2 protein-coding genes are annotated in these 26,745 nt (G+C 36.3%); both read left to right on the top strand.

Features of this window, described 5'->3' with window-relative positions; translation table 11 throughout:
• Positions 1–184: 184 nt before the first annotated feature.
• Positions 185–17,086 carry a DUF5776 domain-containing protein gene (locus FD688_RS04300; RefSeq protein ID WP_138741931.1) on the top strand — a complete coding sequence of 5,634 codons (16,902 nt, stop codon included), beginning with the start codon at positions 185–187 and terminating at the stop codon, positions 17,084–17,086.
• 239 nt (positions 17,087–17,325) lie between these two features.
• The gene (locus tag FD688_RS04295) at positions 17,326–26,727 is read left to right on the top strand and encodes a DUF5776 domain-containing protein (protein WP_138741930.1); all 9,402 of its coding nucleotides are present in this window, start codon (positions 17,326–17,328) and stop codon (positions 26,725–26,727) included.
• Positions 26,728–26,745: the final 18 nt, after the last annotated feature.

Below are 26,745 nucleotides of genomic sequence, written 5' to 3'. Positions count from 1 at the left end.
ATTTGTAATAGTTTTAGTGAAAAAACACGGTTTATCAATGTTTTTAGCGTGAATATGTTGTATAAGGCATTATAATATGTGTTCAATTTAACTATTTATATATTTTGGGATTGATTATTTTAGTTGTTTAATTGTCTAAAAAATTAAACGATTTAGAGGGTCAAAAAATAGGGGGGACTTTCTTTTGCAATATAATAAACACGAATTTCAAAAAACAAATGATAAAAAAATTTTAAGAAAAGTAAAAAGCCAATGGGTAGTAGTTTCATTAGCTTCTTTTGCTTTCCTAGGGGGAACATCCTTAGCTTTAATGTCACAAGGTGTTAAAGCAAGTGCAGATATTAAAGATACCCAGACTCAAAATGTTCAGTCTGATGAACAAAAAGGAAAATCTGGTGATCAATCACAGAATCAAAAACAATTGGAATCAAAGAAACAAAATGTTGAAAATGATACTAATGCCAGCGTAAAAAGTAATTCTGATGATGAATCATTATCCAATCGAATATCAAATGATGATCAATCAAATAATCAAAATACTGATATTGTTAAAAATCAAAATGCTAATGACGCTATTGATTATCAAAAGAATCTACAAGGTAATACCCAAACAAATGGTGACTCATATAAGCAATATACTAATGCCATAAACGACGGTGTAAATGATGCTTATAGTAATCGTAAGGCTGACAATAGTGACTTAACTGATAATAATAGTAAGGAACTATATAGTGCCGCTTATGAAGGGGTTAACTCAGACCAAACTAAGACTATTTCTGATAATATGGCTAATTCGTCCTTAGATGACGTAAAAAAGGCTGCTGTAAATACTTCTTCAATGTTATACATTGCATATAAGTATGGGGTAGATTTCAAAAAGACTGCCGATGCAGCATTTAATGATGCAACAACTTCAGGCTCAGATGACTATACTAAAGGTAATAATCGTCCTAGTGACGATTCTGGCTTACAGTCGATGTATGATAATGCGTACATGGGAGTTAGAAAAGCATTAAATCAACAGTTTGATGTCAATGATAAATTTAATGTATCTGGGTATGATGCTAATCCAGATGATAAAAGCGTTGCTCATAATAATACTGATACAAGTATTGCTCAATATAAGACAACATTTAATAAAATGGTAAATGATTTCAATAATGGAATTGTTTACGCTAATAATAACGTTCAATTTAATAATGCGATGCAAGCATCTAGTTCAAATAATATTAAGAAAATTGTGTTAACTAATAATATTAACGCTTCGGGCACTGTTGCTAATCTAGATAATTTAATTATTGATGGACAAAATAAGTTTACATTAAGCGGAACGTATACTTTTAATCAATCTAATAGTAATGCGACGGTCAAAATTCAAAATATCACAAGTTTATCATCTCCATACGTAGTGAATGGTGATGGTTTTGTTGAATATGATAATGTAAATTATTCCGGCAAATTTGATGAATTATTTAATTCCAATAATGGTAATGGTAATTATGTTATTGGTGGCAATGTTATGGCAAATGACGCTACAACAGATGCTGATGGGACCATCAAATATACCGAAACTTATTCCAACTTGAATCAATTAGGTGGAAAGGTTGTCTTCGGTTCAGACGCTAAGTACGCTTTTAATTCTTTGATTGCTAATTATATTGTATTTCAAGAAAATGCCAGTGTGAGCTTAAGTCCGGTTGAAATTGATAACTATATTTATACTAAGAGTTGGGGTAAATTAGTAAAAACGGAAAAAATTGATTCTACTAAAATGCCTAGTTATGCCATTATGGCGAACAATAATATTAATGTGCACAAGGGTGCTATCGTTAACATCACTTTAAGTAATAACACTAATGCTATTAGAGTAGGAAACATAAATAAGCCTGAAGACACTGGCTCAGGGGATAGTGGAAATATCGTTATTAAAGGGATTGTTAACCTAAATGTTCCCAATGGAGTTACTCCCACAGCATTGAACCCCAATTTGGTCTATAGTAATACGAATCAAAGAAGTGTTCCAAATGATACAAGTACTAAAACCACTAACGCAGTAGTGTGGTTAGGTCATGGGATGCAAATCCAAAGCGGCGGGGAATTTAATGTTAACGCTAAAGTCGCTGATACTGCTTATGCGGGATTATACAACGCATTTATCTATGGTCCTTACGCAACGATGGCAAAAAGTAATAGAAGAATTCAATCAACTAGTAAGATTGTAGTTCTACAAAATGGGACTTTGAATATTAACCTAAATACTGGAGCAAAAGCTCATCCAATTCGTGTTGCCTTTTTACCAATTGTGGCATTTAATCCTAAGAAATTTAATTTGTCATTAAATATTACACCTGGAACAGATTTAAATGGTGCGGCTGGACCTAAGCTAAGTTTATCTTCTATTGATGTATTTGGTGCCATTCTGGATGATAATAATATTTCAAGCATTAAGACCAGTAGTGGGTACCAATTGAATCCTTATATATACCATTATCGCCGTAATGGAACTGCGCTAGATGAAAATAATAGTAATTTTAATAGTAGTGAAATTTTTCAAGATATTAATGGAACGACTAACGGTTATAAGCCATCTGGTTCAGATACCAAGAATCGCTTTAGCTTTAGTTATCCATACACTTGGCAGACAATTCCTAATACAGGCGTGACGGTAAATAATGTTTATTTTGATACCGCATTTGATTATTTACAATACTACGTTCAATTGTATGAAGATATTATTGCTAAAAACCAAGATTATAGTGATCAAATTCAAAACGGGAATATTGTAACTACTGATAACAGACGATCAGGTGCCTATAACCCTGAAAAAAATAAAAATGTTTATCAACAACCATCTCAAGCTGAAATTAATGCAGCCATTAATACTCTATGGAAGCGAGACACTAATAATGCAATTAATTCAACACCAAGATTAGATGACACCACTAACGCAAATGACTTAAATATTCAAAGAAATTACTTAAGCGGTAGTACTTTTGCTGAAATTGCTGGTATGTCCAAGAATGATTTCAAAAAGAAACTTAATAATATTGATGATCCTGATTTACCAGGAATTATTATTAATATTGCGAAAGCATTAGGACAAACAATTGCTGGAATGTCTGATAATGAAACTGTTGTTAAGAGATTTAACGAATCCTTTAATGGAAATAATCCTTCGGTTGTGTCAGGTCAAAATGCCAGAAACGATACTTCCATTAACTTTTCAGGTTCACCTTCAATTGAGTTTAATAATAATATTCAAACCTACGTTGATGCTAATGGACACACTCATGCTAAATTCAGTGCTACCTTAAACAATGTTGGAGATGATGCAAAAGAACACCAAGTAGAAGTACATTACGTTACTGGAACTTTTGATGCAACATCCAATAATGGTGACGTTTACCGTAATATGTATAAAGCTAATAACAATAGTGAAACTTTAGCTGAAACGATATCATTAAATCCAAACAATTCCACAACTCTAAGTGATGGCAGTATCGTCTTTAATGGCGATATTGATTTGGGAACAAAACCAATTGATACTGTAGGAATCCGTTTAAACACATTTATGAACACTGGTTTAACAGATAAACAAGGTGCAGCATATCAACCAATTGCCAGTGTAACCAGTTCACTTCGCCCAAGTAATGATAGCTATCAAAACAATGTTGAAGGATACAACAGTGTTTGGACCCGATTGGATGATGGAAAAGAATTAAAATTACAAAATAATTATGGTTCAGATAATGACATGCACTCGATTCCAGCATTGCCAACTGCTCAAGGTTTCTTGAAAAATATTAGTGGTATTTTGAATCATTTAAGCGATCGTGATTCAAACGAAGCACAATATTATACAAATAAGACATCAAGTAATCCACTACCAACACCAGAATACCGAGAATACTTAATTAATGGACAAAATATTACTCCTTTTGATGATTCATCTTATAGTGGTTCTGATTCACTAAATGATAGTGATAATAAAGGTACGATTAGAGTTATTGCAACAAATGGTGATAAGACCAGACTAGTTGCTATCGCCAATGTACCATTGGATACAGCTATCACTAATGGCACACTGGACATGTCTAATTATCAAGCCAAAACAGCATTTACCAGTTTAACAAATGATGTTGCGAAAAATAATAAGGGATATGTTCTAGATTTATCCAAGACCCCAATGAAACAATACGATAAGTCCACATATGATATTTTTGTTCCTGATGTGCAATACATTCAAGACGGGTCATTGTTACCAATTGATACACCTTCTGGGAAGCGTATTCCTTTTAAGGGGATTGCTAAAGTTGATAAATCAAATGGTAATGTTATTTCAATCACACCACAATTGCCAGGTTTTGCCATTTCTTCAAATACTACCGGATTAAACGTGGATAACTTTGGTATGTATACAGTTCAACCATCTGTTGGAAATGCTACAGTATATATTGATGATGCTAATGGAAATCCAACCGGTTTAACAGCTTCTGTTCCAGTTAAAGGGAATAGTGACGGATCTGTGAATGCTGTGAAGACTGTCAATGTATCGACTGGCAAAAATGACGGATTACAATATACTATAGATAATAAAACCAGAATCGGAATTGTTACTGATGTTAATGGTAACCCTACTTATCATGTGAAATTAGCAACAACAAGTGATAAGAAATATGTAAATGTGCAAACTGATGCTGGTGGTTCCGTGTCTCAAGGTGGATACAGACGTCAAGATGCTGATGGTAGTTTGCATACAATTACTTATTTGCCAGGATTTAATTCAAGCAATCCAACTAGAACTGCCGGTAGTGGTAATAGTCAACAAGATATTGTTACTCCAGCAGATACACCAGAAACGGTTAAGTTACCGGTTTATCAACAAAACACCACTACACCAATAATGGTTAATAATAAACCTGTTTATGTAGAAGTTGCCGCGCAAGGTCAATCTGATGGTTCTTCTAAGATTACTTCAATCAATGGTAGAGGTGTCTTTAATAGCGATACAGGAAGATATAAGGTAAGTGTTGGAGACAACGTGAAAGCTTACACTGATGATGCAGGAAATGTTACTGTTTACGTGGAAGGAATTGTCGATAAGGACATTGTTACTAAGACACCTGCCGTGACAGCTAACGGAACATCTGTTGATGGTGGTGCGACTGTCATTAATAGTGATGGAACACTAACCATTAAACCTGGTTTACCAGGATTTGATGGTAGTAACCCTGGACAGATGAAGGGTAATAATGCCGTTGTAACACCATCAGCATCACCGGTTAAGGTGACCGTTCCTGTAATCAGTAGCAAGGATGGTAGTCGTGTCGGTGAAGTTCAGGTCTATGTTCAAGGAAAAAATGATGGGCATTCCTATGTTACTGACATTGATTCAAACACTCAGATTAAAGATAGTAAGGGCAATACTTATACTGTTAAGAAAGGTGATGTTTTAACACCACAATATGTCGCCGGTAAAGTTAGTCCTTCTATTGTAGTAGATCCAGAATCACCAGCCGATTACACTACTAGTGCGGTTACTGATAAAGGTAATTCAATTGCTGCTGGTGCAACTATTAGGACCAATGATGGAATCAAAAAATCGATATCTAATGTGCCGGGATTTGACGGTAGTGATCCAGCTAATATCGATGCAAATGGTAATGCTGTATTGACACCTTCAAAGAATCCTGTACAAACAACTATCACAGTTTATGATTCACAAACTGGTAAAGCTATTGGTTCTATGACCGTTCATGTGCAAGGAAATTCAGACGGTAATTCATACATCACATCCGTGGACACACCAAGCAATGCTACATTGATTGATGGTCATAATGGATATAGTATTACTGCTGGTACTGCGATTGTCCAAGACCCAAATGATTCAACTAAGTTTAGTGTCTCAGTTGCTTCATCTTACGTAGGAACTGAACAAGTAAACGCTGTTACAGATACGGGCAGTCAAATTAATGGTGGTGCAACCATTTCTGCTAATGCTTCAGGCGGAAAGCAAGCAATATCCAATCTACCAGGTTTCGCGCAATCAGTTAATGCACAATTTGATAATAATGGGAATGCGATTTTACAACCTACTACCGCACCTGTTCAGACTAACGTAGACATTATTGATACAAATACTGGTGAAAAAGTTGGAACTGCGACTGTTATGGTTCAAGGAAATGAAGACGGTTCTTCTCGTATCACTAGTGTTGTTAGCGGTGGATTCGTTGGAAAACAAGATACTGATGGAAAGCATATTAGTTATACCGTTACACCCGGTAGTTCGATTGACTTGAAACAAGACAGTCAAGGAAACTACACACCAATTATTAATGTAACAAAGAAAGCCTTTGAGTATGATCCAGGTGACAAAGTGCCAATTAAACGAGAAGATGGAACCATTCTTCCGTTTTCTGGAACCATTAGTTATGATAAAGATGGTCATATGGTGGTAACTCCTGATTTACCAGGATATAATTCACAACAAAATGATAAAGATGACACATTTAATGTTACAACTAATAGCACCCCACAATCTGTTAATATTCATATCTATAATGCATTAACGGGACAAGATACTGGAAAAGTCGTTAACGTTCAACTTAAGGGACATAATGATCCAAATAAGACTGATAAAAAACCAGTCTATGTGGATATCACAGGCTTAACAGACCAACAGTCAGATGGAGTAACCGCTGATAGTTCTAATAATAGTGTAAAGATTACCGATAATGATGCTAATAACTACACAATCAACAATATTTCGAATGTAAACAAGGATGTATTGGTTCATATTGCGGCAAACAGTACAGATTCAAATTATTACTATCTATCATTATTACCCGATGGAACACCAAAAGACCAACAAACGGTTAAAGTAGTGACTTCTAACGGTGCTAGTGTAGGTGTTGGTACCTATAATTCCAATACTGGTAATGGTAAACCATTTGTTACGCCAGATAATCCTGGTTTTACAACAACAAACGCTAAAAAGTATAAAGGACAAGATGCATATGTTGTTACACCAACATCATCTCAAACTTCCATTTCTGTTATTGATGGTAATGGTAAAGTTGTTGCCAATAACGTCAATGTAACAGTAAGTGGTAACGTGGATGGAACCACTAGCATTACCAAAATTGACAATAACGGCGTTGTTAAGGGTGATAATGGAAACACCTACAAAGTTAGTGTGGGTGAAGATATTCATCCAAATATAGAAAATACAATTGGTAGTGGATACAATGCTATTGGTAAATTAATTGGGTATGGCAATGTTTCTATCAATTCTGATGGTCAAAAGACCAACTCAACAATTAGTAATCTACCGGTAAGCGAAGATAGTGAAGGCAATCAAGTTGTTACTAAGAATATCACTAGCGATGATGGTTCTTACATTGTTCCTGCTGGTTCAATTGTATCGGTTAATGATAAAAATCAACCTGATGTTGATGGTTTACCATATAACCAAACTGACCAAACAGTTGAAATTAACAACGTTCATTTTGATCACAGAGGTAAAGATACTGGACTAAAAGCAAATATTAAAGGGATTATTGGCCCAGATGGAAAAATTAAAGTTGTTAATGATACTACTATAGTCGGTAATAATAATGATGCATATACTGCTAAAGCCAATACTATAGTCGAAAAAGTAATTAATAATGGTGTAACTGAATACCATGTAAAGACTGTTGAACATAAACTTGTTAAGACTGTTCCAGCCATAGCGGGTGTGAATGGACCTGTTGTTAATGATGGTGCAACTATCAAGTTTGATCCAAATACTGGAATTAAGACAGTTACATCCAATGTCGTTGGATTTGGTTTAGATAATGGTCAAAAGAGTGAAGTAGTTCCTCCAAATACCAGTACAGCACAATTTGAGTTAACACCTATTAAGGAAACTATTGATGGTGTCCACAACAACCAAAATGGTAAAGACACAGGTTCAACTACGGATCAATTAAGCGTTCAAGGAAATAATGATGGCAGTGTTTCTGTAGTTTCAAATTCCATTTCAAAAGATGGTAAATTCGTCATTCCTGCAGGTGCTAAAGTTACCAAGAATGCTGATGGAACCTATAGTGCAGAATCATTATCAAGAAATTCAGATGGAACTATTACCATCAATAATGCATCGTATGATGGCAATGATGGAACTAGTACTACCGGAGCAATTACTGCTCACTTAAATGATGACGGCTCATTGCAAGTAAATAGTGATACCGCAATTGATGATGGTACAGGTAAAGTATTTGTTGCAAAGAAGGGTAGCCAAATTACTCCTATTATTAATAGTGATGGCTCAACTTCATATCACATTTCAAGTCAAGTTCAACAACAAGATCAATTAGTACCTGCAAAAGCTGGTAAGAACGGTCAAACAATCCAAAATGCAGCGATTATCCATACAAATTCAGATGGAACTAAGACAATTAAGTCAACAATTCCTGGATTCGTTGGAAAAGATAATGTCGATATGAATACAGATACTAGTTTGCCAATTCTTAATCCTGGAATTACTAATTTATCTAATGTTCATGCTGATGATATCAATAGTAAGGATACTGGAAAAACTATTGCTATCGCTCAGGTTCAAGGACATGATGATGGCTCATTAACATTGGTAAACAACACTAATACTGATGATGGTAAGAATGTAGCAGTTGCTAAGTCTCCAGTAACAATTAATACAGATGGATCTTATCACGTTCAGACTCTTCCATTAGATGATAATGGTAACGTTGTCATAAATGACGCCACGATCACCGATGAAAATGGTAAGAAGATTAACAGCCAACAAGTTTATGCAAAGCTTAATAATGATGGCTCTCTTACATTAAACGAACCTAATGTAAATGGTATTCATACTATTACAAAAGATGGATATGCATATCAAGCTAATAACGGTGTAGTTGTAAGTAAGACCGGAAATGGATATCAAATTAAGAGTAAAGACGATACCGCAAGAATTACAAATGCTACATTAATAGATGAAAAAGGTAAAAAAGTTGATGGAACAGCATTAATTAATGTTGATAAATCAACTGGAAAAGTATTACCAAGTTCTGATTTATCCAGTGTTTCTAACTTAGGATTGAACCACGAAGGATACCATATTAGTAATCCTGATAATCAAAGCGTTAATTGGAATGATGGTCAAGGAAATGTTAATACAGCAGCTCAAGTAAACGTTGTTGAAAATTATCCTTATGATTACACATCTAATGTTAAATTTAAAAATTCATATACCGGTGAAGAATTTACAGATTCTAATCCAAATAAGAAATATCAATTGAAGGTTACCCGTGCTGATGGAATGCCGGTCAATTATGGTACCAAGGATGCATCAAAGGCAATTAACGAATTACCAGATGGATACGTATTTGATGTTTCCAAGAATATTATTATTAATAAGACTACGGGTAATGAAGATGAATATATTATCCCCGTTGTTCCAACCCAAGCTAATTTACCAACTGCAATCATTGATGGTAAGGATAATCAAGAAAAGGCGGTTACCCAACTACCAGTAAATACTAATGAAGATGGAACAATTGTCACTTCAAAAGACCATGTTGCTAAAGGTATGAATGATGATCATAACTATTACTTTGTTCCTCAAGGATCAAGCGTTCGACATGAAGCAGACGGCACATACCATGCTGATGGATACACAATTCCTGCTAATCCGGACGGGACGTTTAGCATTACTAATGGTCAATATGACAAGGATGCTAACACTTCATACCCAGGCAAAATAACGGTTAATATTGATCCATACACGGACAAGATTACAATTGCCAAAGCATCGGTAACTAAGGCACCTGATGGAACAATATATCAAGTCGATGAGGGACAAGAAGTAGTTCCTAAATTTGAAAATGGGGATGTCTCATACCACGTTACTGCCAAAGCAGTTCCTGCTACTCAAAATATTCCAGCTAAGACAGGTCAAAATGGGCAACGAATTGAGGATGCTGCTACGGTTAAAATTGATCCTGATAATGGAACAAAAACAATCATCTCCAATATTCCAGGATATGCTGGTCAATCCAATGTACCAGTTGATATGGATACTGGTAATGTCGTGTTAAAACCAGTTAATGATGTCGTAAATGGTGTTCATTTTGATTCAGATGGCAAAGATACTGGTTCAACTGGTGATATACCAGTTAAAGGTAACCAAAATGGTGATATTGTTGTAACTAAAAATACTAAATCATCGGATGGAAAATACCTAATTCCTGCTGGTACGACGGTTACAAAAGGCAATGATGGTAATTATCATGGTGAATCATTCCCTATTAATACTGATGGAACAATTAGCATTCCTAATGGTAGTTATGATTCATCTGATGGTACATCTCAAGCTGGTAACCTAACTGCTAAAGTGGATGACAATGGAAACATGGAAGTAGCAAAATCATCCATAACTAAGGATAATCAAGGTAATGTCTTTATTGCTCACAGCAACGCACCAATTACAAAGTCAGTCGATAAGGATGGTAATGTAACTTACCATGTTAATGCCGAAAAAGCTGTTCAAGATCAATCAGTAGCTGCTCAAGTTGGTAGTAATGGGTCCATCCATGAGGGAGCTGCTAAGATTCATGTAAATGATGATGGTAGTAAGACCGTTGTTTCAAATGCTCCTGGATTTAAGGGCTTTGATATTCCAGAAGGTCAACCTGTCCCAAGTCCAATTGTGCTAATTCCAAGTGAACAAAAACTTAATGGTGTTCATATGGATGACATTAATGGTAACGATACTGGAAATACCTCTGATGGTGTAACAGTAATTGGTCAACCAGATGGATCAATTAAGACAACTAAGTCAATTGTGACATCAGATGGAAACAATATTATCTTGGCTAATACAACTCTTTATAAGGATAAGGATGGTAATTGGCATGCTCAATCATTCCCTTATGATGCTGGGAACCGTCAAGTTACACTTTCTCAATTACCAATTAAAGATGATCACGGCAACGTGATTGATCATCAAGACGTTGTTGCTAATGTTGATCTTGCTAATGGAACCTTGTCAGTAGCTGATTCAGAAGGTGTACATGCAACTACTAGTACAGATGCATATCAAGCTGACACAGGAACTCCAATTATTTCCGATAATAGTCATTTATATGTCACTACTTACAATGACACTGCTGTTATCCACAATGCCACATTGATTGATGTTAATAATAATCAAAAAGTTGGAACTGGTGTAGTCAGAGTTGATAAGACCACAGGTAATATTTTAATTGCCGACTTACCTTCTAGTGGTGGTAACCAAGATGCTGGTTTCCATGTTTATGATCCAAATGGACAAATTATTTTATGGAATGATGCCACTGGCAATGTTAATGATAATGCGATTGTTAGAGTTACTGATAATGCACCATATCATTCAAATAAACATGTTAAATTCTTAAATATTTACAATAATAAGGTATTTTCCGATACTTCAAACAATCCATTGATTAAGGTCAATGATGATGATTTACTACCATTGTTTGCAGGAAGCAGTAGTGCGGGAAATGCAGTTACAGGCCTTCCAACAGGATATAAGTATGCGACTGGTAAGCAAATTATTGTTCTACAAACAGATAATAACGATGATACCGATAAAGATAAGAGAACTTATATCGTTCCAGTTATTCCATCGGTAGGAGAAATTACAAATGCTAATGTCTTGGACGAAAAAGGTGACGTCAAGGTTAACCATAGTCAAACACTACCTGTGGTAACAAATGATGATGGCTCAATTAATACTACTAAGGATATTATTGCTAAAGGCCAAGATGGTAACTACTATGTAATTGCAAATAATACTTCTGTAGTACCAGATAGTTCTGGTGATGGTAGCTATACTTCTCAAGGTAGCAAGTTAGCGGCTAATGCAGACGGTACAGTAAATATTAATAATGCACACTTAGTTGATAAGAATAATCAAAATAACTCAATTATTGGAAATGTATCAGCAAGTGTTGACACTGCAAATGGAACATTAAGCGTTAATAAGACTACTGTAGTTACGGACCCAAATGATTCTACAAAAGCATTCCAAGTAAATCCTGGTGATTTGATTACGATTACTAAGGATGATCATGGTGAACCTCAATATTTTGTTCCAGCTGTTGTAATTGAACAAGATAAGAAAGTTAGTGCACAACTGGGTTCTAATGGAACTGTTCAATCTAAAGCAGCTACAATCCATGTAAATAATGATGGTAGTAAGACCATTGTTTCAAATGTTCCTGGATTCACTGGCGATACCATTTTAAATGGTGATGAAGTGCCAACTAACCCTGTATTGAAGCCAACTAATGGTATTGTTGATAATGTGCATGTTTTAGACGATAGTCGAAAAGATACTAATTCCATTGTTAATAATCTTCCTGTTCAGGGTCAAAACGATGGAACAATTAAGATAACCAAACCCGTTATTACACCAAATGGAAGAATCATTTTACCTGGTAGCGAACTAGTTAAAGATAGTAATAACAATTGGACAGTAACTTCATATCCATATGATGCGAATACTCGTCAAGTTACATTGCCAGGAGTTGCTATTAAAGATAGTAAAAATAATGTGGTTGATGTTCGTGATGTAATTGCTAACATTGATCTAAATAATGGAACGATGACTCTTGGAAACGACGAAGGAGTTCACATTGTTAATGGTAAACAAGCATATCAAGCCAATGCAGGGACATCAATTAATAATGAATCAGGTTCATATTCATTAATCGCAAACGACGACACTGTTGTTATAAACAATGCAACATTCATAGATAATAATGATGGTGAGTCTAAAGGTAATGGAAAAGTGGTTATTGATAAAACTACTGGTCATATTCTAGATGCTCAGTTACCATCAGGTGGATATCAAAATAATGGATTCCATGTTTACCAACCTGATTCTCAAGTAGTTGATTGGATGGATGACAATGGAAACGTTAAGGATGATGCCAAGGTAATTATTGCTGATAATTCACCTTATTCTGCAAGACACAACGTTCAGTTTATTAATATCTATACTAATAAAGTTGTATCCGTGGATACTACAAAATACTTTATCTATGCTAACGATAAGGATAATACTCCAATATATGCTGGTAGCAGTGATGCGTTTAAGGCTGTATCTGCAATTCCAGATGGATATAGATATGCAAATGGTAGACAAATTGTTGTTATTCCTGACGCTACAATGCCATCGAATAATTTGTATCAGGTTCCAATCTACCCATTGAATGGTGAAATTGACAATGCTTCTATTTATGATCAAGCTGGTGTAGTTCAAGTAGATCATAGTCAAAAATTGCCAGTTACAACTGATGACAATGGTAATATCAATACTAATAATAATGTTATTGCCAAGGGCAAAGATGGAAACTACTATATTATTCCAAGTGGAACAAAGGTTAATATGAATTCTAATGATCAATCATATGAAACTATTGGTAGTAAGTTGCCTTCTACAAGTGATGGCATAGTAAATATTTCTAATGCCCATTTCGATGATAAAGACGATAAGAATAAGTCAATAATTGGTCCAGTTAGTGCTAAAGTTGATACTCAAACGGGTACTTTGACTGTTAATAAGAGTGCAGTTGTTACTGACCATGACGATCCAACCAAGGCATATCAAGTTAACGCAGGGGATCCAATTATCATCAAATCAGATGGTAATGGCGGTGTCGAATATCACATTGAAGCAACACCAATTGCACAAGGTAAATTTATTGATGCACAATTGGGTGATAATGGTAAAGTTGAATCCAATGCTGCTACGGTACACTTCAACACCGATGGTACCAAGGATATCATCTCCAATGTTCCTGGATATGTTGGTCAAAAAGGTATTCCAAACAACGCTGACACAAGCAAAGAGATTTTACACCCAGTAAATGATATTGCCCGTGACGTTTCCTTTGATTCAGATAACAAGTCTACTGGCTCAACTGGTGATGTTCCGGTCAAAGGTGATAATCAAGGTAATATAACAGTGACAGAGAATACTAAGTCCACTGACGGTAAGTATATGATTCCTAAAGGAACTAATCTTACTAAGGGTGACGATGGTAGATATCACGGCGAATCTTTACCTATTAATAGTGATGGTACTGTTAACATAAATGGTGCTAATATTAACGATACTTCTGGAGATACTAAGGGTCATAAAGACATAGTTGCTAACGTTGATGGTCAAGGTAATATCACTACTGCTCATGATGAAATTGCCAAAGGTGACGATGGAAATGATTACATCGTTCCTGCGGGCTCAAAGGTTATTAAAAATTCATCCACTGGAAAGTATCAAACTATTGGTACATTGATTCCAATCAAGGATGGGGTTGTAAAAATTGATAATGCTCATTATGATGACAGAATTGAATCTGGAAAGAGTGTAATTGCCAGTCTTGAAGCTAATGTTGATGAAAAGACAGGAAAGTTAACCGTTAAGAATGATACTGTTGTTAATGATCCAAGCAATCCATCTCGTGCTTATAGAGTTACAGCGGGTGAAACCGTCTCAGTTAAATTAGATGATAATGGTGGTGTTGAATACCATGTTGATGCAACACCAATTACTCAGGATCAAATTGTGCCTGCACAGTTAGGTCCAAAGGGTTCAGTTGAATCACATGCAGCAACCATTCACTACAATGGTGATGGTTCAAAGAATATCATTTCAAATGTTCCTGGATTTAAGGGACAAAGCAACCTAGCATTTAATACAGATACTAGCAAACCAGTGCTATCACCAACTGAGGATATTGCTCATAATGTACATTTTGATAACGATGGAAAAGATACTTTGTCAATGGGCAACCTACCTGTTAAAGGTGATGAAAATGGTAATGTGGTTGTAATCAAAACTACCAAGTCATCTGATGGTAAATATATTATTCCTGCCGGAACAATTATTGCTAAGCAAAATGATGACAATTATCACGGTGATTCATTAAGTATCGATGATAAAGGCATTGTTAATATATCAAATGCAAATGTAATTGATAGTAATGGTAACGTTCAAAGTAAAACTGATTTATCAGTCAATGTTGATAACAATGGAAATATTACAACTACAGATACAAAGATAGTTAAAGGGCAAAACGGTAATTATTACGTCATTCCTTCTGGATCACCCGTAACTAAGGATAAGGGCACCGGTTCATATCAGGTACATGGTAATGAACTAAAGGTCAATAACGATGGAACAATTACAATTGATGGTGTTTGGTTTGATGATAAAGACAATCCAAATAAATCAGTCAATGGACAACTTGTTGCAAAAATTGATCCAAATACAGGTGATTTAACTGTTGATAGTACTGTTGTTGTAGATGATTCAACTAACCATCAACGCGTATACCGAGCTGATGCAGGTGAATCTATTACAATCCATGTTGATTCCAACGGTAATATTTCTTACCACGTAGCTGCAACACCATTAGAACAAGACAGAAAAGTTTCTGCACATCCCGGAGCAAATTCAGCACCGGTTAAAGATGCAGCAACAGTTCACATTAATTCTGATGGTAGTCAAACAATCATTTCTAATGTCCCTGGTTATGCTGGCACGACAATTTCTAATTCCGCACCAGTTCCTGCAGTTCCTGTACTAGTACCTGTTAGTGGTGAGATTATTGGTGCTCACTTCTACTACGATGATAAAGACACTAATTCAATTGGTAATTTACCTGTCAAAGGTAGTGATGATGGCAAGATTATTGTCACAGCACCAGTTAAATCTAGTGATGGTAAGTACTTAGTAATATCCGGAACTAATGTGATTAAGAATGCAGATGGTGATTATCATGTTTCATCATTGCCAATTAATAGTGATGGAACAATTACACTTAACAATGTATCGTTAGATGCAAATGATAATTCTTCTGTTATTGGCAGAGTTATTGCAAAGATGGACCAAGCTGGTAACCTAATTGTGACAAAACAAGTCGTTGTTAATGATGGAAATGGTCATAATTACACTGCAAGCGCAGATACTATGATTAAGGTATTCTTTAACAATGATGGTACAGTCACTATGCACGTCCAAGCTATTAAGTCTTATGCTGGTCAATCACCTGATGAAGCAGGTAGAAATCGTGCTGCTAAGCTATTACCTGCGGAAAACATGAAGAACAAGGATGCTGAATATGTATCCAGATATATGCAAGCATATAAGCATGAACTAAATAGAAAAGCACCTTCATATGTATACAGTGTGAAAGGACTATATCTACACAGTTCTGCTCACTTCACCATTAAGAATCGTGTTAAGGGATATGCTAAGAAGCCAAGAAGATTGGCGCATGTCTTTAAAGTTAGAGGTGTTGTGTTAGACCACAATAAGTACCCACGTTTGAAGGTTGATGGTGGTTACATCTACTTTAACAAGCACATTAGGGATGCATATTACCGTACAGATCATTCGTTGTTCCGTGTAATCAGAAAGACAGGCGTATTGGTTCACAATAGTAAGAAGTTTAACTATGGTGGACGCCGTCATATCAGATTACGCCAAGGTGCATTGATTCATGTGAAGAAGGTAGTTAAATACTATGGTATTACCCGCTTATACCTAGGAAATGGTCAATATGTCACATCTAATAAGACGTATGTGAAAGTAACTAAAAAGAAGTCACCAAATTATGTATACTGGACTAATAAGCGTGGGGTATATGTAAATACTCATTTCAATCGTAAAAATGTCGTTAAATACTTCGCTAAGAGACCAAGAAATAAAGCGAATGCTTACAAAGTATTAAGGGTAATTAAGACTAAGAACGGTACTAAGTATCGTATTAGAATTGGTTATATTAATGCTAAGAAGACGATAAGTGCATATTATGTACGTCCTACTAAGCAAGTTCGTGTCATTAGAAATAGTGGTATTTTAGTTCATAAAGCAAAGAAATTTACTAAAAATAACGCTATTAAGTATTTACGTAAAAACACATTGATCAGATTGAAGAGTGTGGCTAAATTCTACGGAATTACAAGATTCTATATTGGAAATGGTGAATATATCACATCTAATAAGACTTGGGTGCGTAGAATAAAATAGATACTAAAAAATATCCGTTAGGAATTTTCCTAACGGATATTTTTTATACTTTTTTCTAATATAGAAAAATTTTTAACTTTTATATTGTTCAAATATTAAGGAAATATTTAAATGTTTAATTTTTTTTAAAATCAATGCTTTCCTTAAGCAATCATTGATTTAAAGGGATATTATATTGATTGTATAAAAAACGAATTAAAAAGATTTTTCAGGGAATTTAATGGGGAGGTGCCGTTCCATTGAAATATAATAAGAGAAAAATAAGAAAACTTAATGATAAGAAAATTTTGAAAAAAGTAAAGAAAAATTGGGTTGTTGTATCCGTATCTTCCTTTGCTCTTTTTGGTGCAGCAAGTTTAACTTTGATGACAAATCAAGTTAATGCGCATGCTGACGATACTACAAACGGACAAGCGGCGACAATTGTTAGTCAAAGTACGAATGTGGACAGTCAATCTAATAGTCCGGCAGTAACAAGTGATACTAATTCATTGAATAATTCACAAAGTAGCTTTATATCAAGTAAATCAAGTGTATCTAACAGTGCAATTAGTTCCTCTGTTCAATCTTCCTCAGATACAGTTATTAACAATAGCCAAAGTAGTAATGCTAATAATTCTTTAACAGGTGTTAGTCTTTCAGATGCTGAAGCAATCATTGATCAAATGGCTTCTTCTGCACAAAGTAGTATTGATAGTAACGCCGCAAATTATCGTGCAGCTTTGGCGCAAGGATTAAGTTATCGTGATAGCTTTAGCGCAAATTCCGTCTCTGTATTTTTTTTGGATGCCAATGGAAACGAACCGCTTGGCGGAGGTGCTAAAGATGCATATGTTGTTAATAATACTAATCCAAATAATTTTCAAATTCTTAGATCTGCAACACCAAATGCAAATGGAGTCAACCAATTAAATAATATCAATAATGTTACTAATCCAGGGTCCAATTACGTTTTAAATGCTAGCATAGCACCTGGGAAGAGTTCTATGGGCACTCCACAAGTTATCGTTGAACTTAAGGGAACTAATCCAACTTTCCTAACCCCAGTCTCTTTTGTTGATGCAAACGGAAACGCCATCACGGGAACAAATGGAAGTCCAGCCATTGGGATGGCGATTCTAAATAGTTCCAACAATGTTTTGCAAAAAGTAACAAACTATTACAATATTAACGGTAATAACTACGTAGCAAACATAGGATCACAATTGACGATGGATTCCAATTATAATTATGTTGTTACCTTAGTTCCAGCAGCTAAACCAAAACCATTGAACTTCTACAACACTAATGGCCAATTAGTGGGGACAGGAACCGTTAATATCAATAATGACGGAACTATTAGCAATACTTATACATTGGGGAACTTGCCTACTAAGTATTACTATGTACCCAATGCCACTAACCCAAGTATTTCAGCAGATGCTAATAATAATGGTCAATATGCAGTTACTGTTAACCAACAAACTGCTACACTAAATTTTGTAACACCTAATAACCAAATCTTAACAGATAGTAATAATAACCCTATTTCGGGGTCCGTTTACTTAAATTCAGATGGAACGACTACTTTAGGGGATACTACTAACTTGAATTCTAGCGGATATCATTTAGCATATAATGCAACCGCTCAACTTAACGCGACTGGCGTATATACCGTTAATGTTTTGAAAAATGCTAGAACTTCCACAGTAACATTTACTAATAAAGGTGTAGCTGTCAAAGACACAAGTGGTAATATTGCGATTGGACAAGTTAACGTCAATGGTAATAATGTCGCTCAACTAGTGGATTATGGAAATTTAAGTAATTCTAACTATCATATTAGTCCTAATGGGCAACTGATTAAAAATAGCAATGATGATAACTTCACCATGGAAGTTGTTTTAAATCGATTAAGTAACTTTGCCAATGCCACTTTTGTTGATAGTAAAGGTGCTAATCACGGTCAAGGAACAATTATCTTTGATGCAAATAATAATCCAAAACTAGTTGATAATGGTAATTTGGATATCAATAATTATTATGTAGTTAATGGACAAGTTAATAATATAAATGGCCAATACCAAGTATTAGTCAATCCATATGTAGTAAATAATCAATATCCACTAACTTTCGTTGATGCCAATGGTAATTCGCATGGTACTGGATTGGTTTCATTTGATTCCAATAACAATCCAAAGATTGCAAGTGTTGGGACTTTTGATAGTAATAATTACTATATGGCTAACGGCAGCGTGATAAATAATAATGGTCAATACCAAGTTGTGGTTAACCCATACTCTATTAGTAAAACGTTGCCAGTTTACTTTGTAGATAATAATAATGTGAGTCACGGTCAAGGATCAATTGTAATCGATGCAAATAATAATCCTAGATTAGTTAATAATGGAACATTTGATAGTAATAATTATTATATGACAACCGGTAAGATTATTAATAATAATGGTCAATATCAAATTAACGTAACGCCAACGGTTAACGTGGTTTATTATCCAATTCAATTTTTAGATTCCATATCAGGTAAAAATGTTAGCGGACAAGGACAGGTTGGTGTTTTTAACGGGGATACTAATAATGCCAAGGTTACTTCTATTTCATCTTTAGATAGTAATTATTATTTAAATAATCAGAATTATACAGGACATGTATTGCCACAGATAGTTAATGGTGTTGCTTATGTTTACGTTTTTGCAAAACCAGAATTCGCTGATTCTTTAGCCTCACAATCTAGTGCTTCCGCAGCAGCATATATTGCAAATTCAAAGGCATCATTAGCACAGTCGATTGCTAATGCTATTTCAAGTGCTTCAAGTCAAGCTAACTCAATTGCCAATAGTATTGCAGCTTCAAATTCAGCAATTGCTAGTTCAAATTATCAAAACTCATTAACCAATATACAAAATCAATCGTTGCAAGCATCTCAACAAGCTCAATTAGCATCTCAACAAGCATATACTAATGCCCAATCATTGATTGCTTCTGCCAATAGTGCATTACAAAGTTTAAACAACTCCGCAGCGATTGATAAATCAAACGCAATTAGTCAAGTGTTAACTTCTGTGCAATCGTCTGCACAAGCAGTTCAAGCATCATTAAACACCCAAAATGCTCAACAACTTTCACAATTACAAAGTCAATACAATAATAGTTTAGCAGCTGCATCTAACCAAGCTGTTATTGATAAAAGTAATGCAGTCCAATCAGCAACTGATTCAATGAATGCAGTTAACCGTCAAAAAACAAATGAGATTAATGCATACATTAATAAATTACTAAATTCTTTTGCTCAAAAATCCATCGCTGATTCACAAGCTGCCCAAATGCTTGCTGATTCATTAAGATCAAGCGCAGTCGCAAGTGTTCAACAATCAGCTGCTGATGTAATGACTCAATTAACTAGTCAAAATCAAAGCTTAACTAACAGCTTGAACACCAGCTACCAAACTGCGCTACAAACGTTGAGTGACTCTGCCAACACTGCAATCAACAGTGCCGCTACATCAGCAGCTAACTCAATTAGCGCATCAGCACAGGATGCTTTGACTAGCACAATTGCTTCACTACAAGCTGAATATGCGCAAAGTAGTTCAGCACAACAAGCGCAATACCAAGCAGCTTCAACTGTTGCTTCACAAGCTGCCCAAACTGCTCTAAACAATGCGATTACAAGTATCACCAGCTCAGCTAACGATACTTTTGCTAAGCAAAGTGCGGACAATTCTTCAGAAATTCAACGCTTACTAAACAAGAGTACTGCCGATTCAAAGGCAGCATCACAACAAGCAGCCCAAAATCTAGCCGATGCATTGTCTGCAGCTAGTGAGACCGCAAAACAAAACGCTGATAGTTTGGTAAAATCAATTACTGATTCTAACAACGCAGCAATTGCTGCACTTCAACAAAAGGGTGAATCTGACTCAAAGACAGCAGCTGACAGTGCAACTGCTGCCATCAATAGTGCCGTTCAATCAGCTATTGACGACGCTAACGCTAAATCCACAGCAACATCAATTGCCAATTCACAAGCAGTGGATCAATTGAAGGCAAAGTATAAATCAGACTCAATTCAAGCATCTAATGATGCCCAATCACAAATGAGTAGCGCAGTTAAATCAGCACAAGATTCAGCCAACTCACTTGCCCAATCGAAAGCTCAACAAAACCAAAGAGCAATCGATAGTCTACAATCAAAGGCGACTCAAGATTCAATTAATGCATCTAACAGTGCTGACGCAGCTATTTCTCAAGCTGCTGATAACGCCAAATCATTAGCTGAAAGCAAAGCAGCAGAAGATTCAAAGGCTGTTTCTTTAGCTAATTCCCAAAAGATTAACGACCTTCAAAGTCAATACAACAGCAGTATGCAATCAGCACAAAGTTCTGCTACCGACGCGATGAACAGTGCGGTTAAATCAGCGCAAGACTCAGCCAACTCACTTGCCCAATCAGTTGCCCAACAAAACCAAAGTGTAATTGATAGTTTGCAATCAAAGGCAATCCAAGATTCAATTAATGCATCTAATAGCGCTCAATCAGCAATTGCTCAAGCTGTTCAAAAAGCCCAAATCGATGCTCAATCAAAGGCTGATGCAGATTCAAAGGCCGTTTCTCTAGCTAATTCACAAGCCATTGTTGATCTACAAAGCAAGGCCCAAGACGATTTAAACAATGCATCACAACAAGCAAATAGCGCAATGAGAAGTGCTATCAAGTCAGCTCAAGACTCCGCAAGTAGTGAAGCCGCACAACTATCTTTAGCTAATGCTAAATCAATTGAAGATTTAACAAATAAATCAATTGCTGATTCAAAGTCTGCAGCTCAGAAGGCTCAAGACGAATTAAATTCAGCGGTAGCCTCAGCTATTTCATCAGTTCAAAATGATGCTGATTCAAAGATAGCTTCATTATCAGCTGAAAATAGTAAGGCAATTGATGCTATCAATGCTCAAAAGAGCTACGAATTGAATCAAGCCCAAAGCAGTGCCAATACTGCGATTAGTGACGCTGTTTCAAAAGCATCAAGTAAAGCATCTAGTCAAGCTTCAACAGAATTCTCTGCTCAAAGTAGTGCCAACTCTGTTGCCATCGATGACTTAAACAAGAAGAAAGAACAAGATCTTTCAAATGCAGCCGACAGTGCTCAATCAGCAATTTCCAGTGCTGTTAAGTCAGCTCAAGACATTGCATCACAACAAGCTTCTGAACAAATTCAATCAATTGCGGATGATAATGCAAGGACGATTAGTTCATTGAACCAAAAGGTCATTGATGATTCAAACGCTGCCGTTTCACTAATGAACTCAACCGTGAACGCTGCCGTTTTACAAGCTAAGAGCCAAGCTCAATCAATTGCAGCAGCCCAATCAACTGCAACTTCAATTGCTAACTCGAAAGCCATTGAAGATTTGATTGCAAAGTCACAATCTGAATCTTCTGCCGCGTCAGTTAATGCTGAAAACGACAAGAACAGTGCGGTGTCTTCAGCACAACAAGTTCTAAACGATTCATACCAAGCTCAAATTACTAGTTTAAACACGGACTACGATAAGATTATCAATGAATTGCGCAATGAAATTAGTAAAGCTAACCAATCACTTGCCGACTTGGAATCAAGCGCAAGTGCGCAAAACAGCTTGAATTCATCAGCAATCACTAGTCTATCTTCAGCTAGTTCAGCTGCATCTAGCCAAGCTACCTATGATAGTTCTGTGGCTGCTAGTTCCTATGGATCAGTTGTAGCTTCATACGAAGAAGTCATTAACAGTCTAGAAGCTGATAAGGACAATGCTTCTAATGAAGTAATTAAGTACCAACAACAACTAAGCAGTATGCAAAATAATTTCAATGCGACAATCTCAGCAGCCCAAAGCGCTGCTCAAGAGGCCGCATTGCAATCATCAGCAGCCATTTCACAAGCAGCTTCTAAAGCTTCATCCATTGCTGCCGAACAATCAAAGAACTCATACGAACAAAGTGTTGCTGTTGAAGCAGCCAGAAGTTCAGCAATTGCCGAAAGACAATCAATTGCCAACTCATACAGTGACTACATTAGTAATCTACAAAATGAATCACAAGCTAGTTCAGCCGCAGCGCAAGCTAAGATTGATAGTGCAACTTCACAAATGAACAGTTACTCAAACAAGATTACTAGTTTGATGGCTGATAGTTTGGCCGCCGCACTTAAAAATAGTTTAGCGATTACTGAAGCCAACCATAAGGCAGATAGCATCGCTAGTTCATATGCTAAAGAAGTAATTAATCTAAATAATAAGTACCAACAAGATTCACAAAATGCTGCCAACAGCATCAGCGCACTTCAAAGTTATGCAAGCAGCTTATCTTCAGCTAACGCTAACTTAATTAGTTCATTGAACAGTTCTTATGCAACTAAGCAAAATCAACTTGCTCAATCATATGAAGCAGCGCAAGCAGATGCAGTTAAGGAGGCTGTCGATGCCGCCAATAGTTTGGCAGCGCAACAATCAACAGCTGCTTCAATTGCTAACTCACAAGCTCTAGATGCTGCCAGAAGAAAGGCATCTGCTGATAGTCAAAATGCTTCATCATCAGCACAAGCAGCTATCCAAAAGGCTGTTGACGATGCAATTGCTCAAGCTCAATCAGTCGCTGCTGCACAATCTAGTACAACATCAACTGCTAACTCACAAGCATTATCTGCAGCAATCTCAAAGGCAAATGCTGATAGTTTACAAGCATCATCACTTGCTAAGTCCATCATGGATTCAGCAATCGCTTCAGCCCAAAAATCTGTGCAAGATTCAGCCAACTCAGTCTTTGCTCAACAATCATCTGCAAACTCTCAATCATTGTCTGATGCACAATCGAAGGCTGTAGAGGATAGTATTTCTGCTTCAAAATATGCAAATTCACTAATGAGTCAAGCCATTGCTTCAGCACAATCCGCTGCCAAATTGGTGACTGATGCGCAAATTAAGCAAATCGAAGATTCATACGCTAAGATGCTAAATGAACAGACTGATCAATACCAAGAAAAGCTAAATGAAGCAAGCAAAGCAGCTGTCTTAGAAAGAGATAGTGCGGTATCATCAGCACAATCAGTTGCTAGAAGTATCGCGGAACAACAATCAATTGCGGTTGCAGCTGCGAACTCGCAAGCATTAGTCGATGCCAAAAGTAAAGCTCAACAAGATAGCTTGATGGCTGATAGTCTATACAACATCAAGATAAGTGCCGCTAGCATTGCTGCTCAACAATCAATTACAGCAGCCTTGGATAGTCAATCAGTTGCCAACTCAATAGCATTGAGTTCTGCTCAACAAAAGGCAATCGATGATAGTTCAGCTGCATCAAGTCGTGCCGAATCCGTTAAGAATTCGGCATTGGATTCAGCAAGACAATCAGCGCAAGATTCAGCCAACTCTTTGATTTCTTCACTAAACAGTGCCAACCAAGCTGCAATTTCAGCCGCTCAACAAAAGGCTCAACAAGATAGCTTAGCTGCATTACAAAGTGCACAAAGTGCAATCGATTCTGTTCGTGAAGCACAAGGAAGTTTAGCTGCTTCACAAATTGCTTCACTACAAGCTAAGTATGAAGATGAATTGAGTTCAGCAAGACAACAATCAACAGCTGACAGTATCGCTGCGAAAAAGAAGGCAGAAAGCGATATTGCAGACGCCATTTCAGCTGCCAAGAGTTTAACTTCATCACAAGCTCAAGCAATGATTGATTCAATCAATGCTGAGAACTCACAAGCTAAAAGTGAAGCAAGAGCTAAGTCAGTTGCGGACAGTATTGCAGCATCTAACAGTGCTCAAGATGCCATTTCAGCTGCTAAATCATTGGCAGAAAGTATTGCTAACTCAAACATTGCTTCATTGAATGCTGCCAACTCACAAGCATTGGTCGATGCCCAACAAAAGGCATACAACGACAGCGTTTATGCTTCAAACAATGCTGACTCAATCCGCAGTTCAGCAGTTTCAGCCGCTAAATCAGCTGCAGAAAGCCTAGCAAGTTCACAATCAACTGCAACTTCAATTGTAAACTCACTAGCATTATCAAGTGCTAACTCAAAGGCTAAAGCTGATAGTGAAGCAGCTTCATCAATTGCTCAATCCATAATGAATTCAGCAATTAACTCAGCTTCAAGTCATGCTGCTAGCGTTGCGAAGTCCATCGCAGATTCATACGCTGACTCATATGCAAAACAAGCTAAAGCATTGAATGATCAAACTTCATCTCAATCATTAGCTGCTAGTCAAGCAATTGAAGATGTGAGAAATGCGATGAACAGTTCAGCTCAGGCTCAATTAGATCGTTTGGCTCAATCAAATGCTTCAGCTCAACGAGCTATCAAGAGCAACTACGATAGCTTAGTTGCAAATGAACGTAGTAAGGCTCAATCAGCAATCGACAGCGCTGCATCAAGTGCAGCCAGTGTTGCTAAGAGTATCGCTGACAATGACATGAATGCTCAAAAGGATTCACTAGAAAGTCAATACTATGCTTCATCAAATGCTGCTAACTCAACATTTGCTAGTGAAATGGCATCATTGAGATCACAAGTTGAAAGCGATAAGCAATTTGCAATCGCTCAAGCCAACTCTCAAGCAGACAGTATGATGGCTAAAAAGATGGCTGAATACTCAAGTGCAGTTGCTTCAGTGAACGCCCAAAGAGATGCCGAATTGAGTTCTCAAGCTAAAGCTAACGAGGAAGCAATTAGAAGTGCACAAAGTGTTGCAGCTAGTCAAGCTAACTCACAAGCTCAAGTAATTAGAGATTCACTTACAAACAAGTATGAAAATGCAATTAACATTATCAAGGCGCGACAAGAAGCAATGTCCATTGCTGCCATGAATAATGAAGAATCGAAGCTAAGTAGCCAAGCTGCTTCATTGAACGCCCAATATCAATCTCAATTGGCAGAAGTAATCAGGTCATTAAACGATAAAAATGCTGGTAAAGAGTCGTTGATTAACCAATACAAAGCACAAATTGATCAACTAAATGCTCAATTGAATGATGTGAAGGCAAACAACAGTAAGTACTACTCAACTAACGAACCAACAAATAACTACATTGTTTCTGCTCATAAGGGTGTATGGGTATATAGCGATGCAAACTTCGCTAAACATGCTCGCAAGCATTTCATGCCTTATGGTTCTGAATTCAAGGTAGAAAATGTGGTTGAATACAATGGAATTACTAGACTATATCTAGGTAATGGTGAGTACATTACATCTAACAAGAATTATGTAGCTCTTAGAAATGACTTTGATAATATTCCTAAGTATGTTTATAACTTAAATGCTGATAGACGACGTACATCAGTTCATAAAGTTACGGGTTACAGATATGCAAATGACCACTTGCAATTGAAAATCCGTGGTAAATATGTGGATAATTCTGATTATACAGATGGTTATTATGCTGTAGAAAAACAAAATAATCGTAAGTATTATCGTATAATCAGGAAAAAGGGTGTTGTTGTTTATAACAGTCGTACTTTTACTAAGAAACATGCTGTGGGTAAGATTAAGTCAGGCAGAAGGGTGAAAGTTCAAAAGGTTGTACAATACAAAGGTATTACAAGACTATACATTGGTCATGGTAAGTACATTACTGCTAATAAGACTTGGATCAATAAAGAATAATAAAAAAACCTCTATCTT

This window comes from Apilactobacillus kunkeei, assembly GCF_005930975.1.
GTDB classification, from domain to species: Bacteria; Bacillota; Bacilli; order Lactobacillales; family Lactobacillaceae; genus Apilactobacillus; species Apilactobacillus kunkeei_E.
This window is presented reverse-complemented; position numbering and strand designations above follow the sequence as displayed.